10 protein-coding genes are annotated in these 15,757 nt (G+C 48.6%); 6 read left to right on the top strand and 4 right to left on the bottom strand.

Going from position 1 to position 15,757, the window contains the following annotated elements; all coding sequences use genetic code 11:
- Nucleotides 1-34: 34 nt before the first annotated feature.
- The 3 genes from F453_RS0104345 to F453_RS0104330 all read left to right on the top strand — a co-directional run bounded on the left by F453_RS0104345 (nucleotide 35) and on the right by F453_RS0104330 (nucleotide 5,069).
- Nucleotides 35-1,780, top strand: coding sequence for a phosphoethanolamine transferase (locus tag F453_RS0104345; protein WP_018966912.1), 1,746 nt, complete (start codon nucleotides 35-37; stop codon nucleotides 1,778-1,780).
- Nucleotides 1,781-2,111: 331 nt separating this feature from the next.
- Nucleotides 2,112-2,945, top strand: coding sequence for a YMGG-like glycine zipper-containing protein (locus F453_RS0104340; RefSeq protein ID WP_148295791.1), 834 nt, complete (start codon nucleotides 2,112-2,114; stop codon nucleotides 2,943-2,945).
- 771 nt (nucleotides 2,946-3,716) lie between these two features.
- The gene (locus F453_RS0104330) at nucleotides 3,717-5,069 is read left to right on the top strand and encodes an MATE family efflux transporter (RefSeq protein WP_018966909.1); all 1,353 of its coding nucleotides are present in this window, start codon (nucleotides 3,717-3,719) and stop codon (nucleotides 5,067-5,069) included.
- Between the two features lie 432 nt (nucleotides 5,070-5,501).
- On the opposite strand, the gene F453_RS0104320 is transcribed toward F453_RS0104330, so the two are convergent.
- On the bottom strand, nucleotides 5,502-5,762 hold the full coding sequence (locus F453_RS0104320; protein WP_025789896.1) for a hypothetical protein: 261 nt from the start codon (nucleotides 5,760-5,762) through the stop codon (nucleotides 5,502-5,504).
- Between the two features lie 756 nt (nucleotides 5,763-6,518).
- Here F453_RS0104320 and F453_RS0104315 point away from each other — a divergent pair.
- From F453_RS0104315 to F453_RS0104305, 3 genes are read left to right on the top strand one after another with little or no spacing between them, the layout of a single operon-like run.
- Nucleotides 6,519-9,827: a SusC/RagA family TonB-linked outer membrane protein gene (locus F453_RS0104315; RefSeq protein WP_018966906.1), complete on the top strand. Its 3,309-nt coding sequence runs from the start codon at nucleotides 6,519-6,521 to the stop codon at nucleotides 9,825-9,827.
- A gap of 58 nt (nucleotides 9,828-9,885) precedes the next feature.
- Entirely contained in the window at nucleotides 9,886-11,286 is a 1,401-nt protein-coding gene (locus F453_RS0104310) for a RagB/SusD family nutrient uptake outer membrane protein (RefSeq protein WP_018966905.1), read from the top strand.
- 4 nt (nucleotides 11,287-11,290) lie between these two features.
- The gene (locus tag F453_RS0104305; RefSeq protein ID WP_025789895.1) at nucleotides 11,291-12,460 is read left to right on the top strand and encodes a TlpA family protein disulfide reductase; all 1,170 of its coding nucleotides are present in this window, start codon (nucleotides 11,291-11,293) and stop codon (nucleotides 12,458-12,460) included.
- A 276-nt stretch (nucleotides 12,461-12,736) separates the two neighbouring features.
- Here the strand turns inward: F453_RS0104305 and F453_RS0104300 are convergent, their stop codons facing one another.
- From F453_RS0104300 to gdhA, 3 genes are all read right to left on the bottom strand, one after another.
- Nucleotides 12,737-13,327 carry a DUF4240 domain-containing protein gene (locus tag F453_RS0104300; RefSeq protein WP_018966903.1) on the bottom strand — a complete coding sequence of 197 codons (591 nt, stop codon included), beginning with the start codon at nucleotides 13,325-13,327 and terminating at the stop codon, nucleotides 12,737-12,739.
- A 288-nt stretch (nucleotides 13,328-13,615) separates the two neighbouring features.
- Nucleotides 13,616-14,227 (bottom strand): septal ring lytic transglycosylase RlpA family protein, encoded by a 612-nt coding sequence (locus F453_RS14080; protein WP_018966902.1) that lies wholly within the window; start codon nucleotides 14,225-14,227, stop codon nucleotides 13,616-13,618.
- 147 nt (nucleotides 14,228-14,374) lie between these two features.
- Nucleotides 14,375-15,712 (bottom strand): NADP-specific glutamate dehydrogenase, encoded by a 1,338-nt coding sequence (gdhA, locus tag F453_RS0104290; protein WP_025789893.1) that lies wholly within the window; start codon nucleotides 15,710-15,712, stop codon nucleotides 14,375-14,377.
- Between the last annotated feature and the right edge of the window lie 45 nt (nucleotides 15,713-15,757).

The following is a 15,757-nucleotide window of genomic DNA, read 5'->3' as shown; positions in this document are numbered from 1 at the left end:
GACCTTTGCACCTAACAAACAAATCTGCACGAAAATGATACGCACGCTCATGCGCCCCCTTCGTCAATGGGTATTCTTCTTGGCCATGTTTGCGGCCATAACACTGATGCCTATCGAGGCCATTAAGCACATGTACGCCTATCCCGACGAAGTGGCGGCGGCCCTGCTACACCTCGTCGCCGCTCTAGCCTTGGCCTACCTGCTCACCTGCGTGGTGCATGCCGTGGGGCGTAAGTGGTTCAAATGCTTGGCCTACGTCCTGCCCACATGGTGTGTATTGTTACGAAGTTTCTTGCATTATGCCCTTAAATCAGAACTCACACCCAAAACCGTGATGCTCGTGGCAGAGACCAACGCCGCCGAAGTGTCGGGTTTCTTCTCCACATTTGCCATATCGGCAGGCGCATTTAAAAGTTACGCCCTCACCATATTATATATGGCCATCGTCGTTTTTGCCGAACGTCACCGCGTCACTTGGGGTCGTTGGCTCCAGCATAAACTACCCTCCAAGCTGCTCGCAGGCACCATCCTCACCTCGTTTGTTGCCCTAGCCTACACCTATTCGGCCATTCCTGCCCTGATGCGTTGCCAAACCACGGCCGATGCAGAATGGTGGAACATTCGCTATTACGCCTATTCGATGGACGACCTTTCTATCGCCGCCTACTCCCTTTACGTTCCCCACCTGATGAAACGCGAGATGCAAGACGCCATCGCCAACAACCTAGCGGCCGCAAGAAGCACAAGCCATCTTGCCAACGATGCCGATTCGCTTACCATGGTGGTAGTCATTGGCGAATCGTACATCAAGAGCCACGCCCAAATCTACGGTTACCCGCTGCCCACCACACCGCGAATGGTGGCCGAACAAAAACGTGGCAACCTGCTAGCCTTTACCGATTACATCAGCCCCTACAACTTCACCACCGAGGCCGTAAAGGCCATACTCAGCACCAACGACGTGTCCGCAGGTCAGAATTGGAGCCAAGGCGCACTATGGCCTGTGGTATTTAAACGTGCGGGATATGCCGTAGAGATGTGGAGCAACCAACTGGTTTCGGCCGACAACGTGTTCACCAACTACACCCTCAACGGCTTTATCTATCATCCGCAGATACGTCCTGTGACCTACGATAGCGTTCATGGCAGTGAAGGAACACTCGACGGACCACTTGTTTCGCAAGCTCTTGCCCATGTCAAGAACCACAATCGTCGCCATAGACTACTGCTGCTACACCTCAACGGACAGCATTTCAACGCCAAAGACAAATATCCCGACACGCCCGACTTCAATGTTTTCAGTGCCACGGACATTAAAAGCGCTGCACCATGGCTAACAACGAAGAAGCGACAACAGGTCGCCGAGTACGATAACGCCACACGTTACAACGATCATGTGTTAGGTATGGTCTTCGATGCGATGCGTAACACGTCGGCTGTTGTGGTCTACCTGCCCGACCATGGCGAAGAGATATACGATTGGCGCGACCAATATGGGCGCGGAACTACGCCCGAACACACCTCGTCTTACATGCATAGCATGAACGACATACCATTCATTGTATGGGCCTCACCATCGTTTATCCACCGCAACCCCGAAGTTTGGCAGCGCCTGCAACGTGCCGTGGCTCGCCCAGGCATGTCCGATGGCATCTGCCACTTACTCTTCGGTATTGCCAATATTCGCACTCCTTATTATATAGCGCACAAGGATATCGCCAGCGACGCATGGAAACCCTCGCGCAGAATTGTCTACGGAAAGGTGGAATACAAACCCTAATGCCGCCAACAAAGCGGTTGCCCAAGTCGATAAGCGTGTTAATCTCCCTACCCCTAGCCTCATCTTAAAAGCGCTAGATTATCTAGAACGCCCATAACGCCTACAATATCTAAGCTCACAAGAAACCCGATTAATCCTAGAAAACCCAGAAAAACACCCCACCCCACATGCTTTGTTTAGGGTATTCCCTACCTTCGTTTCGGGGATTCCCCTCCCACCACATCGCTCCTTCTTGCTAACTTTGCATCCAGAAACAAGAATAAAAGTGTTGGAAGGCGACTTGTCGCCCTATACATCACCGCAAATTCTCAACCCAACAACAACGAAGACGATGGTAATAAGAAAACTCACAACAGCCATAATCGCTCTGGCGATACTCGTCGGATGTGGAACCTACGCTGGTTCGGGTGCTTATGCAGGTGCCACTCTTGGCTCTATCTTAGGCAGCGCCATCGGTGGAATAACTGGCGGACCACGTGGATCCGACCTCGGAACCATTGTTGGCATGGGTGTAGGAGGTGCTGTCGGGGCTGCCATTGGCGAACAAGCCGACAAGAAAATGCAAGAGCAGAGCGAGAGAAGACGCGAGCGCATCGAACAACGGCGAAGAGAAAGAGACCGCGACGACTACGGCTATTACAACGAACAACCGCCATACGAACAGCGCCCCACATACGAAAACGGTTTCGATGAGAACAACGGAGGCGACGACCGCATATACGATTTCAAGGGTTCAGACTATACAGGCAGTTATAGCGCTCAGCAACCCACCACCAGTATCGACGCGCAACAGCAGCCAGCACAAACAATCAGCGCGCTGCCCATCAAGATACTAAATGCCCGATTTGTGGATAACAACCAAAACCGCTGCATCAATCGCAACGAGCTTTGCAAGGTAATCTTCGAACTTTGGAACAATAGCGACCAAACACTGCACGATGTTCAACCCATCGTAACCGAAGAAACGGGCAACAAACACTTGGGCATATCGTCCACCATACATATTGAACAGCTAGAACCAGGCAAGGCCATACGCTACACAGCACTGGTAAAGGCCGACAAGAAGTTGAAACCGGGCAACGCCGTCATACGTCTGGCAGCCGTAGCGGGGAACAACATCCCCATCACAGAACCCGTGTTTTTCAACATACCCACAGACAAGTAATTCATGATATCGTAAATAGATCATAGGTAGAGAGTTTTAAAAGGCAAAAAGTTAATCAGGATTAGAGAAGTTATAAAAAGTCAGGTTGATAAACAAAGGCAATTGTGAAGTTGCCTCACAAACAAGAGAGAGAGAATTATACAACAGAGAGTTGGCGTTCAAACATGTTCCTATGCAAAGGCAACAGTTATCCCTGTTCCTTATAGTAGGCATGACAACGCCAAGCCATAGCGAGGCAAACACTCGCTGCGCACCATTGCGATGCGGGATTGCCGATATGGGAATAGATTATTTTGCATAGTTTAATAGCATATTAGGTACAAAAAAGAGGAACGTTTTCGATAAGTCAAATGTGCAATGCCAAGTTTACTTGAGCATTGCCATGACGAGAAAACGAACTTTTCGAGAAACGAGAAAAGAACGTTTTCGATAAGTCAAATGTGCAATGCCAGGTTTACTTAAGCATTGCCATGACGAGAAAACGAACTTTTCGAGAAACGAGAAAAGAAAAGTATAGCCGAGCATTCCGAGTCGTGAAGACTAAGGATGTTCGGTTTTCCCATTTGCCCAGCTCATCGAAAAACACTACCTTTGCAAGCGTTTTAAAGGTCATAATAAAACGGTTTGCACAATTAGCGAAAGCCATAGGGCAAGCCAGTACAGCACAGATAAACCCACTTAGCTTATCTAATCAAGCCCCGAACATTAAGGCGAGCTAAGCCGACTAGGCCCATAAAGCCCCTATCCCCACCCCCACATCATCCCTATCACATGGATAACAGAGACAACATAGACTTCGGTAAGATGAACATCCCCCAATTGTTCATTAAGCTTTTCGTGCCCACCCTTTTAGGATTGGTGTTCAACGCCATGCTTACCCTTGCCGATGGCATCTTCGTTGGGCAGGGTGTAGGCAGCAACGCCTTGGCAGCAGTAAACATCGCCGCACCCATTTTCCTTCTCGGCCTGGGCGTGTCGCTCATGTTTGCCACAGGCGTTAGTGTGGTGGCGGCCGTCCATCTCTCACGGGGCAACAACAAGGCTGCCAACATCAATGCCACCCAAGCCCTCACCGTGCCCTTCGCCATCATGTCGGTGGTGAGCGTGCTTATCGCCGTTTTCGCCCCACAACTATGCTATCTCTTCGGCGGTTCCGAAACACTCGAACCCCTCGTTGTTGAATATCTCACCTACATCAGTCCCATACCCGCCCTCACCGTGCTTGTTCATGTAGGCAGCTTCATCATCCGTCTAGACGGTTCGCCCAAGTACGCCATGTACACCAGCGTAATTCCTGCCATACTCAACATCTTTCTCGACTGGCTATTTGTTTTCCCCCTCAATCTTGGTTTGATGGGTGCCGCCTCTGCCACAAGCATTTCCGAAGCCGTGGGAGCTGTGATGGCCGTGGCCTATTTGGTGTATTTCCCAAAGACCATACACCTTTATCGGCCCAAGTTCACCCGCACCAGCGTGCGTCTCACTGTGCGTAACCTGGGGTATATGATGAAGTTGGGCGTTCCTACGTTCATTGCCGAAACCGCCATTTCAGGCCTCATGATTGTTGGCAACTTCATGTTCATGACCTTTCTTCACGAAGATGGCGTGGCGGCGTTCAGCGTGGCATGCTATCTTTTCCCACTCGTGTACATGTTCGGCAATTCCATTGCGCAGGCACAGCTACCCATCGTAAGCTACAACTACGGTCAGTCCAACCACGATCGTGTTCGCCACACCCTCCGTCTGTCGCTTGCGCTCACGGCCGTAAGCGGACTCATTATCAGCATTTTGGGTATGTTGGCCTTCCGCCCGCTCATTTCCCTGTTCCTTGCCGAAGGTAGTCATGCCTTCAATGTGTGCGCCGAAGGCTTCCCGTTGTTTGCCATCAGCTTCGTATTCTTCTCGCTCAACGTAGTCATTATCGGCTTTTATCAAAGCGTGGAGCGTGCCTCCGAAGCCATCTCCTTCATGTTTTTGCGTGGTTTCGTCTTGGTTATCCCCATCTTCATAGCCCTCCCCCATCTCATTGGCGTTAATGGGCTATGGCTCGCCGTTCCCCTTTCCGAGGCCCTAACCTTCGTTGTGCTAGTGGTATGGAGCAAACAAAGGCTGATTTTCGGTTGACGAGTTTGTCTCCAGTTCACAAGTTAACGAGTTTGTTTCCAGTTAACAAGATTAACGAATTTGCAAGATCGTAGTTCTCAAAATGGCATAAGTCCGTTTGTTTAAACCTATTGTTAACACTACATTTCATTTGCAAAATCGATAATTTGATTAACCTCTTCGCTCAACTTGATTAGCTTTTCGATGGTTTCGCATTGGCTAATAAAGAAAATACAGCTATCACTATCAATTTCAAACTCAGCTAAACAATCCTTGATTTGCCACTTTGCTACATATCTCCATTCTCGTTTCCAAGTCTATGGCTTCTGCGTTAGGTATGTTGCGAAACCATTTTTCAGCGCGTTCTTCCTTTGTCATTTGTTATTCTTGCTCCTCACAGCGCGAAATATAGTAATCAATCTTGACAAATCAACATCGTGTTTCCGCTCCATTCTAGAAGCGTTTTTCTGCAAAAAACGGTAAAAACATATCTTCACCACTTTCTTTTTCTACCTCGCCACACCACATTTTGCCCACCATCACACATGTTTTACCAACTCTCGTTTTCACCAAACGACAAAGCTGCGCTATTTTCACGCCTCCAAATTCACAAACCAACGAACGGCATAACATCATTCCTAGCAGTGCATTATTAAGCTTTCTGCCGTATTTTTTATAAGAGGGACACCTGTTCCATATAAGCTGGAACATCATTCCATATCATCTGGAACATTGTTCCATGTCATCTGGAACAACGTTACACCTTAGCGACAACACGTGGTTTTACCTTAAAACGCATCGAAAGTAGTGGAAAATCGTCAAGTAAAACCCTAGAAAACAGAAAGCACGAGGTAAACAATCGCAAACCTAAAATTTACGCCTAAAGTACTCAAATCTAGCAATAAAACATGCCTAAACACATCTAAAAGCCTCTCGCTTCATTGTATAAATCAACATAAAGCACACTATATCAACCCATTACAAGCCCTCACGAGAATCAATTAAATGCAAGTCGATGGCAGGTTTGTGAATTAGACAGGCTCTCACAATGTTAAAAATCGGTGCAAAATATTTACAAACAAAGAAGAAGGTATCACTAAATTTGAGGTCCTGAATTTGTGAGTAGACAGGGGCGGATTGCAGTTAACAAGTCAAAGAGTTAGCAAGTTCGTTTTCTGTTAATAAACAGCCACGCCTCTCTGCATAATCACCTATTAGTTTAACGAAAACCTCTATTTGCTTGCACAAAAACAAAAAAACAATTATCTTTACAGCCGATAAAATAGAATATACACCATTTAGGGCTTCCTTCGCACCCCACACAGGCTTCCATGACGTCTGTTACACGCCACCAAACATCTGTAAACCTCCGCGAAAGATACGTTTCAACCAAGAAAGCTACAAGCCAACATTTACTTAACAGATATCGCAACATATCAATTACACTACAAAAACAATACCCAAAGGCCTATGAACCCAATTCTACCCCGCGTGCAAATAGCAAAGCATCACACGCAGTGGCATCGCCTTGCCATTGCCGTCATTTTGCCTTCGCTACTTGCCCTTGCGCCCTTTGCTATGCAAGCCATGGCCCACGCGCCAGGAAATGCGCCACACAAACCCATGCCCGACAACGACAAACGGCAGCTGCACGGAGTTGTTACCGATGAAAACGGCGAACCGCTGATGGGCGTTAGCGTGTCGGCCGACGGATCTACACCCCTCACCATCACCGATGCCGATGGTAAGTTTAGCGTTGCCATGCCCGCCAACGCCACTCGGTTAACCTTCACTTACGTGGGTATGGCCACACAAACCGTAAACATCGGCCAACGAACAAACTTCCGTATCGCTATGAACGCAGGCGAACAGGCCCTTAAAGACGTGGTGGTTACGGGCTACCAAAGCATCTCGCGCGAACGCACAACGGGTTCGTTTAACATCGTTACGCCCGAAAAGTTGAAAGGTAAGCTACAAACCAACATCTTGGCACGTATTGAAGGCATGGTGCCTGGTATGATGCAGCAAAACGGCAACCTATATATACGTGGTATGTCGACACTTAACGGCGGTGCCAACGCCTATCGCCCGCTCTTCGTTGTAGACGGTTTGCCCTTCGAGGGAGATATAGGCAGCATCAACCCATCTACCATCAAGTCGATAACCGTACTGAAAGATGCTGCCGCTGCCTCAATTTATGGTGCGCGGGCAGCCAATGGCGTTATCGTTATCACCACCATCGATGCCAAGGAAAGTCCTAAAACCACGGTGAGATATGATGCCAGCGTGAAGTTCACGCCTAAACCCAACATGGACTATCTGAACCTGATGGATAGTCGCGAGCTGGTAGACCTGCAAGTGTATGGTTTCAAATACAACTCCATACCCTACGACATGCTCCCCAAAAACTATTATCTCAATCCCGTTTCGGAGTTGCTCTATAAGCACCGCGACGGACTTATCGACGAGCAAACGTTTCAACAAGGGTTGGAAAAATATCGTAACCTGAACAACCGCAAGCAACTGGAAGACTTCTATGCGCAAACAGGTATCGAGCACCAACACAACCTTAGCCTAAGCGGAGGCAACGACATTAACCGCTATGTGTTCACCCTTAACTACGCGGGTAACCGCTATAGCGCCCGCTATAACCAAACGGAACGCTTCGGGGCTACGCTTAGAGACAACATCAGACTGACGAATTGGCTTAGCGCCGAGGCGGCTTTCACGATGAACTTTAACAACACCAACAGCGACAGGGGCATGGGAACGTATGCCGACATGTATCGAAACCAACCTTCGTATACCATGTTGAAAGACGAAAACGGCAATCCCCTGAACGTGCCGACCTATAAGTCGGAATGGGAATTGAACCGACTTCTAGAACTGGGACTTAAAGACGAGCATTACAGCCCCATAACCAATCGCAGCGAAGAGCGATACAAAAGCAACGAGAAATATTATCGGCTGATGTTGGGCCTCAACGTTAAGATTATCAAGGGGCTTAACTTCGACATGCGTTTCCAAACCGAAAACTCGTCTGATAAAACAACGGAGATATTCAGTGCACGGTCGTATTACGTGCGCAACAAAATTAACGATGCCGCCAAATACAACCCTACCACCAAGCGACTGACACTTAACGTGCCAGAGGGCGCACACTATTCGGAGAGCAGGGGCGATGCCGACGCATACACCTTGCGTGCACAACTCAACTTCAACCGCGACTTCGGCCCACACAGCATCATTACTCTTGCCGGCGGCGAACGGCGCAGAACAAGGAGCACAAACACCTCGGTGTATTACATGGGCTTTGACGAGAGCACGCTGGCTTACAAACCTGTAGACCCCGTTAGCCTGACCAACCTCAAGGGAACAGAGTCGCTCTCGGGCAATTTCAGCTGGTCGAGCAGTGGCAACAACTGGATAAACGAGATCGAAAACCGATATGTGTCCTTCTATGCCAACGCTGCATACGCCTTCGACAGCAAGTATAACCTCACGGCGAGCATACGTATAGACCAGTCGAACCTCTTCGGAACCGACCCGCGCTACCAATATCGGCCACTTTGGTCGGTGGGTGGTGCATGGCATGCATCCAAAGAGCGCTTCCTTGAAGGCAAACTGCCATGGCTAAACAACCTCACGCTTCGCCTCACTTACGGTATCGGCGGAAACGTACCACGTGGTGCCGGCCCCTTCGTTACGCTAAATGCGGCCCAATATAACCCATGGAGCAAAGACTTTGGAGCCGAAATTAAGAGTCCGCCCAACTACACCTTGCGTTGGGAAAAAACCGCTACCACCAACTTGGGACTCGACTTTGCCGTGCTCAACAATCGCCTCTCGGGTAGCATCGAGGTGTATCACAAGCATTCAACCGACCTCTTGGCCCAACGAGATGCCGACCCCACACTAGGGTTTAGGCAGCTGACGCTGAACTATGGCAACATGACCAACAGAGGTATAGAAGTGTCGTTGAACAGCGTTAACCTGCAAACGCGAAACCTAAGGTGGACAACGGGCATGAATTTTGGCTGCAACAAGAACACGCTCGACGACGTGGAGGACTCTAATCCCAACGTTCATTCGTACACAAGTGGCTTTGCTGCCGTTAAGGGACATCCGCTCGGGTCGATCTTCAGCTTCCGTTACGCAGGTCTTTCGCCCACCGATGGAACGCCACGCTACTATGTAGACGGTGGCAGCAGAACCGATTCGCAAGTGAGCAACTTATCGGATCTTGTCCACTCGGGCACTCGTCACCCCACATATAGCGGTTCGTTTACCAACACCATCGCCTATAAAGACTTCGAATTGTCGTTCATGTTCATGTTCTACGGCGGCAACGTGTTGCGCACGGAGCCTGCTCCTTTCGTGTCAGAACCCTCGCATCTCAACCCCAACAAAGAAATGCGCAATATCTGGCGACAACCAGGCGACGAACGAAACCCAGACGCAACGCCTGCATTTACCGGCTATGCGCTAGACCTAGCAACAATGAGACACCCATGGTATGCGGCCGACCGCCACGTGTTTAAGGCCGACTATGCCAAGCTTCGCCATCTGTCGCTCACCTATCGCGTACCCCAACAGCTCGTTAGTAAGTGTAGACTGTCGCAGCTGGCCTTAACGTTGCAAGCACAAAACTTGCTCACTTGGACCGCCAACAACTATGGAATAGACCCCGAAGCACTAGGAACCACAGGCTACGGATGGGGTATGCGTACCATTCCAACCCCTGCAACATGGACATTCGGACTGTCTGCCACATTCTAAAGATGTGCACAGCCCATCAAAGGTGATTTATAAAACCCACCCAAAACGTAAAACAAAGATGAGAACAACATACCACATCCTTGCCACCATGGCACTAGTTGCACTGCTATGCGCCTGCGACTCGTATCTCGACATTAAGCCTAAAGGGGAGAGAATACCCGAAACGGCCGTCGATTACAGGAGCATGATCAGTCATCCCAACATACAAAAGATTACCGAAACCTATCCCTGCTACCTCACCGACGACTGCTTTTTGCCAGATACGGCCCTCAACTCGAGTACTCCAGGGTTAAATACCATCACACCATACATCAAACGCCTCTACACCTTCGACAAACAGGTGTTCGGCGACGGTGAAGACGATACGTTCTGGTTTTCGGCCTATTCGCGCATCTTCACCAATAACGTGGTGATTCGTGAAGTGATGGATGCCATCGAAGGCACCACCGAAGAGAAGTCGGCCATACGTGGCGAAGCGCTCGTTAATCGTGCGTTGGACTATCTATACCTCGTTAACGGTTACGCCAAACACTATAACGAGCCCACGGCCGAAGGAGATGCGGGCGTGCCCTTGCTGCTTAACGCCGACATATCACAAACAAACCTTACGCGAGCTAGCGTGAAAAGCGTATATCAACAGATATTGGCCGACCTCTATGAGGCTGAAACTGGCTTACCAGAAGAGATCAGCACCAACGCTTTTCATGCCACGAAAGATGCCGCACGCGGACTTATGGCTAGGGTTTACCTATACATGGGTAACTACACAGAGGCTTTAAAGGTGGCCAATGGGGTAATAGCCAGACACGACACGCTGCTGAATCTCACCCAGTATGCGGTGGTAAAACCTGCGGGAATGATTGGTCGCACCAACGTTCCTGATGCCGATGCCAACCCCGAAAGCATCTTTATTAAGTACGCTCCCTATATCTTTGGGGTTAGTTCGAAGGCGTTTCCATCAGACAGTCTGCTGAAAATGTACCCTGATAGCGACATGCGTAAGGTGCTTTTCATGCCTGAAACTTATCGCGGCAACCTGCTTCCACATCCGATATGGGCACCTTTCGTGCGAGCCAATACGGCTGTAAATACGCCCGAACTGTTTCTCATCGCCGCCGAATGCGAAGCGCGCGTGGGCAATTTGCAGCGAGCCATGGCACTAGTAAATAAACTGCGCGACCATCGTATAAAGGAAAACGCCCACGTTTCGTTAGCCGACAAAGACAGCGTGCTAAGCTTTGTGCTCGAAGAACGTCGTCGCGAGCTGGCCTTCAATGGTTTCTTACGGCTCATCGACTTGAAAAGGCTCAACCTAGACCCACGTTTCGCCACGACGGTGCAACACGTTGGCGCAACAGAAACATGGACATTGCCACCCAACGACCCAAAATACGTGTTACCCATTCCGCAAAGGGTGATGCGATTTAATGCAAATAGTATGACACAAAATGAAAGGTAATAATATGAAACGACTATCTTTGCTCACCCTCCTTCTAGGCCTTGTTCTCCAAGCGACAGCCACGGGCATGAGCGTAACAGGTCTTGTGACCGACAAGAACATCAAGAAGCTGTATCTATTCATCGTTGAAGACGAACACTATGGCTACGTTCAGCCAGTAGATTCGTTTAAAGTGGAGGACGGCAGCTTTACTTATCGCAACGATACGCTTACTACACGACTCTTCTTTATGTCGCCTGCGTTCAACCCTAACGAAATGGAGAGCTGCTTCGAACAAGGTGCCTTCCTGTTTTTAGCTAACGGCAATAACCAATTGACGGTTTCTAGAAATGGTAATGGACCAATAATCGTCGACAATCCCAACGTAAAACTCAACGCGCAATACGCTCTTTTCAAGCATCAGAAAGACAGCGCGGGCAACAAACACACGCTCGATTCACTAGATCAGATGTTCTATGCGGCGAGAGATCGTAATGACGAGCGCGAGATGCAACGTATTAAAAGCAGTACGGCATCTATCTACGACCGTGCTTACGAACAGTTGCGCCAGTGGCTGGGCAATGAGATTGAGCGCCATCAAGGTACTGCATTCGGCCTATACCTTTATTATACGCACAGGTTGCAGAACGTAAACATCACCAATCGCACAGACCTTGCCTATGCGAGGCAGATCGTTGAGGGGTCGGATGCTGAAGCGAAGCAAACTTGGTATTACACATTGGCAACGCAAAAGCTAAACGCGCTGGAACTGACGATTGTGGGACAAACGGCTCCTGCAATAGTGGGAGAAGATAAGGCAGGTAAGTCTTTGAGCCTATCCGACTTCAAAGGGAAGTATGTTTTGGTAGATTTCTGGAGCTCTTCTTGCACCTGGTGTAGGAAAGAAACGCCTATTTTGCTCAAGACTTTCAATGCTTTCAAAGGCAAAAACTTCACTATCTTGGGCGTGTCTACCGACTTTAAAAAGGCCGAATGGCTAAAAGCCATCAAGGAAGACGGTGCTGTTTGGAATCACCTTTTGCTTAAAGGCAATGCGCGTAAAAAGGTTATGGATGATTATTCCATCGTGAGCATCCCCCAAATATTACTCGTTTCGCCCGAAGGAGCCATCATCGCCAAAGACTTACGAGGAAATAGAATCTACGAAGCGGTGAAAAAAGCGGTGGCAAAATAGCCATTGACGTGAGATAAAATAAAACAAAAACAACAAAGCAGGCTAATCGTATGGGAGCGATTAGCCTGCTTATTGATTGGGTTATTAGTTTTATTGGTTTCCTCGAACGTAAATGTCGGACTGACAGGATAAGTCAAACCAATCCGATTAGCCTGATTGCCTAGATCGACTTAAAAGCCATCGCATTACCTAATCGGTGAGCCTAACCAGCCCAATTTCGTAGCTTTAACCGCTTGGACAATAGCCAAACGCGAAATGGTTAATGCAAAATGACCGTTATTCCCCGAACCTTTCGAAGAGGCGTGGGCATAATTTTTGCATTGATTCAGGTTCATCTTCTTCCCAATTAAATTCGAAATTGGGATAATAACCCTCACAAGTTTTGAAGTTGTCGTAGTCAATATAGTCGTACAACTCAGCATCAACGGACTCTTCGAACGCCTCTAACGCCACAAACCAGAACAGCTCGAACTCAAAAAAGTCTATCTCGGCACCATCAGCAATATAGTCGATGAGGTTGTCGGGGTTGGCCATAGCTGCCTCGTAAGCCTTACGTCCGCGCGATATAACCCACAAACGGAAATACTCGAAGCCATCGTCCGAACAGCCACCATTCATCAAATACGCGGCGCAACACATCTCAGAGTTGTAACTATCGTAAAGAAGCTTGTCGGTGCGAAGCCTAAATCCAACCATTTCTTTTAACGACAGTTTGCTCAGTTCGCGTTTTACAACTTCCAAATACTCGTCTTCGTCGTCGCCAGCCTCGTCTACTGCGGTTTGTACGATGGTCCAAAACTGTTCTTCGTCCATCATTTCGGCCGTCGGTTTAAGTTCGGCCAGCTCTTGTTGTCTTTGCTTTTCCATAACATAAAAGGTTTTAACTTGAAGGGTGGAAAGTGATTCAAACAGGTTTCTTGGGGCTTTTTGTCAGCAATATTGCTATCTCTTCTAGGCTATCTGACTTTTATTGGCCGCTTGGTACAAGACAAGGACAGACCATTATGCCCTACTTTTGCCAAAGTTTCTAGCATTTTAAGCAGTGCAATCAACCCCTGCAAACAGTCCTATCGGGCATAGATACTACCCCAATCAGCCCAAGAAAAAAGACCAATTGTTGACAACCTAGCGACGACCAAATATCCTTTGGCATCGCTATCGCCTACCTCTTTTCTTACCTTTCTTTCCCTTCTTGGTCTTAGATTTTACGTGTTTCTTCTTCGATTTAACGGTTTTGCCCGTAGCAGAGTGATGTCTTTTGGCACTACCTTTTACCTTAGCGCCTTTCGACTTGTGTTTTCTTCCAATGGTAGAAGCTTTCTTTTTCTTATGCTTTCCCTTCTTTTTCGCTTTGAACTTTGTATCTCGTTTCTCCGAGTCATACTTCAGATGTCGGGTTGAAGTTAAGTTTTCATCCTCCAAAGACACATCGCCATTCTTCACAGGCGTAACCTCTACGGGTACGACACCCTTGGAAAGCATACCCAATGCCTTAGCTGCACCCCACGACAAGTCCACGATACGGCCGCGTCCAAAAGGTCCACGGTCGTTCACACGAACCACAACTTCCTTACCGTTAGTTAGGTTTTTCACCTTCAATAACGTACCGAAAGGATGCGTTCGATGGGCGCAAGTAAAGGCATCATGGTGCAATCGTTCACCACTACTTGTTCGCGCGCCAGTTGCTCGGCGTGAATAAAAAGAGGCTTTACCTCTCTGCTGTGCGTGCAAAGAGATAAAGCCTCCAATGATAAGTGCAACTAACAATACTTTTCTTAATTGCGTCACGTTGCTTGATTTTATGATTATTGAGGTTTGTCGCACCCCGATGCACCACCTTTGGCACGGATTGCCGCTCCTTCTGCCCAAGGAATGCGGGTGCGCAACACTCTAATTCTGTATTATCTATATGCTTTATGCGATGCCCTGAGCCATCATGGCGTGAGCAACCTTCATAAAGCCGGCGATGTTAGCGCCCTTCACGTAGTCGATATAACCGTTGGCTTCTGTGCCATACTTCACACATTGCTCGTGTATCGACGACATGATGTGGTGCAAGCGTTCGTCAACTTCCTTGCCTGTCCATCCCAAACGTAGAGAGTTCTGCGTCATTTCAAGACCCGAAGTAGCTACGCCACCAGCGTTAACAGCCTTTCCAGGTGCGAACAACGTTTTGGTAGCAACAAACTTCTCGGCAGCTTCGGCGGTACAACCCATGTTCGAAACCTCAGCCACACAAACGGGTTTGACAGCCAAAATCTTGTCGGCGTCTTCGCCATTGAGTTCGTTTTGGGTAGCGCAAGGCAAGTAGATGTCTGCCTTTGTTTCCCAAGGCTTCTTGCCAGCAAAGAACGTAGAACCGGGGAACTTATCTGCGTATGGAGCGCAAATGTCGTTGCCGCTATTGCGAAGTTCGAGCATATACTCGATCTTTTCACCGCTGATGCCGTTCGGATCAAGGATATAGCCGTCGGGACCACTAATGGTTATAACCTTAGCACCTAGTTCGGTGGCCTTCTTTGCAGCACCCCAAGCCACGTTTCCGAAGCCACTTAGCGCCACAGTCTTGCCCTTAATGTCGATGCCCTTGGTTTGTAACATCTGGTTAACGAAGTAAAGTGCGCCGTAACCTGTTGCCTCTGGACGGAAGATTGAGCCACCCCATTCAAGACCTTTACCCGTAAGCACGCCCTCAAATTGGTGCGTTAGCTTGCGATACATACCAAAGAGGTAACCTATTTCGCGACCTCCAACGCCGATGTCGCCTGCGGGAACGTCTTCGTTGGGACCAATATGGCGATACAATTCAGTCATGAAAGCTTGGCAGAAACGCATAATTTCAGCATCGCTGCGTCCGCGGGGCGAGAAGTCGCTACCACCTTTACCGCCACCCATAGGCAACGTGGTGAGAGCGTTTTTGAATGTCTGCTCGAAGCCCAAGAACTTCAAGATAGAGAGGTTTACAGAGGGATGGAAACGCAATCCGCCCTTGTATGGGCCAATAGCGCCGTTAAATTGCACGCGATAACCAATGTTCACGTGTACCTCGCCCTTATCGTCGGTCCAAGGAACACGGAAAGTAATAACGCGCTCAGGCTCTACCATCCGCTCGATAATCTTAGCTTTTTCAAACTCAGGATGTTGATTATACACGTCCTTAATTGAAACAAGCACTTCTTTTACGGCCTGAAGGAACTCAGGTTCACCTGGATGCTTGCGCTCCAGTTCTTGCATGATTTTCTCCACTTCCATGGTTATAATCTTTTTTATGGTTGGGTTAGTAAACTTACTATTTGT

The organism is Hoylesella loescheii DSM 19665 = JCM 12249 = ATCC 15930 (assembly GCF_000378085.1).
In the GTDB taxonomy this organism is placed as follows: domain Bacteria; phylum Bacteroidota; class Bacteroidia; order Bacteroidales; family Bacteroidaceae; genus Prevotella; species Prevotella loescheii.
Note: the sequence above shows the minus strand (reverse complement) of the source record. Positions and strands in the feature narration are given on the sequence as shown.

Excerpts from the sequence above, each read along its gene's own strand:
- gdhA (WP_025789893.1), bottom strand. The coding sequence starts at position 15,712 with ATGGAAGTGGAGAAAATCATGCAAGAACTGGAGCGCAAGCATCCAGGT.
- F453_RS0104320 (WP_025789896.1), bottom strand. The coding sequence starts at position 5,762 with ATGATGTTCCAGCTTATATGGAACAGGTGTCCCTCTTATAAAAAATAC.
- F453_RS0104315 (WP_018966906.1), top strand. The coding sequence starts at position 6,519 with ATGAACCCAATTCTACCCCGCGTGCAAATAGCAAAGCATCACACGCAG.
- F453_RS0104310 (WP_018966905.1), top strand. The coding sequence starts at position 9,886 with ATGAGAACAACATACCACATCCTTGCCACCATGGCACTAGTTGCACTG.
- F453_RS0104300 (WP_018966903.1), bottom strand. The coding sequence starts at position 13,327 with ATGGAAAAGCAAAGACAACAAGAGCTGGCCGAACTTAAACCGACGGCC.
- F453_RS0104345 (WP_018966912.1), top strand. The coding sequence starts at position 35 with ATGATACGCACGCTCATGCGCCCCCTTCGTCAATGGGTATTCTTCTTG.
- F453_RS0104305 (WP_025789895.1), top strand. The coding sequence starts at position 11,291 with ATGAAACGACTATCTTTGCTCACCCTCCTTCTAGGCCTTGTTCTCCAA.
- F453_RS0104340 (WP_148295791.1), top strand. The coding sequence starts at position 2,112 with ATGGTAATAAGAAAACTCACAACAGCCATAATCGCTCTGGCGATACTC.
- F453_RS0104330 (WP_018966909.1), top strand. The coding sequence starts at position 3,717 with ATGGATAACAGAGACAACATAGACTTCGGTAAGATGAACATCCCCCAA.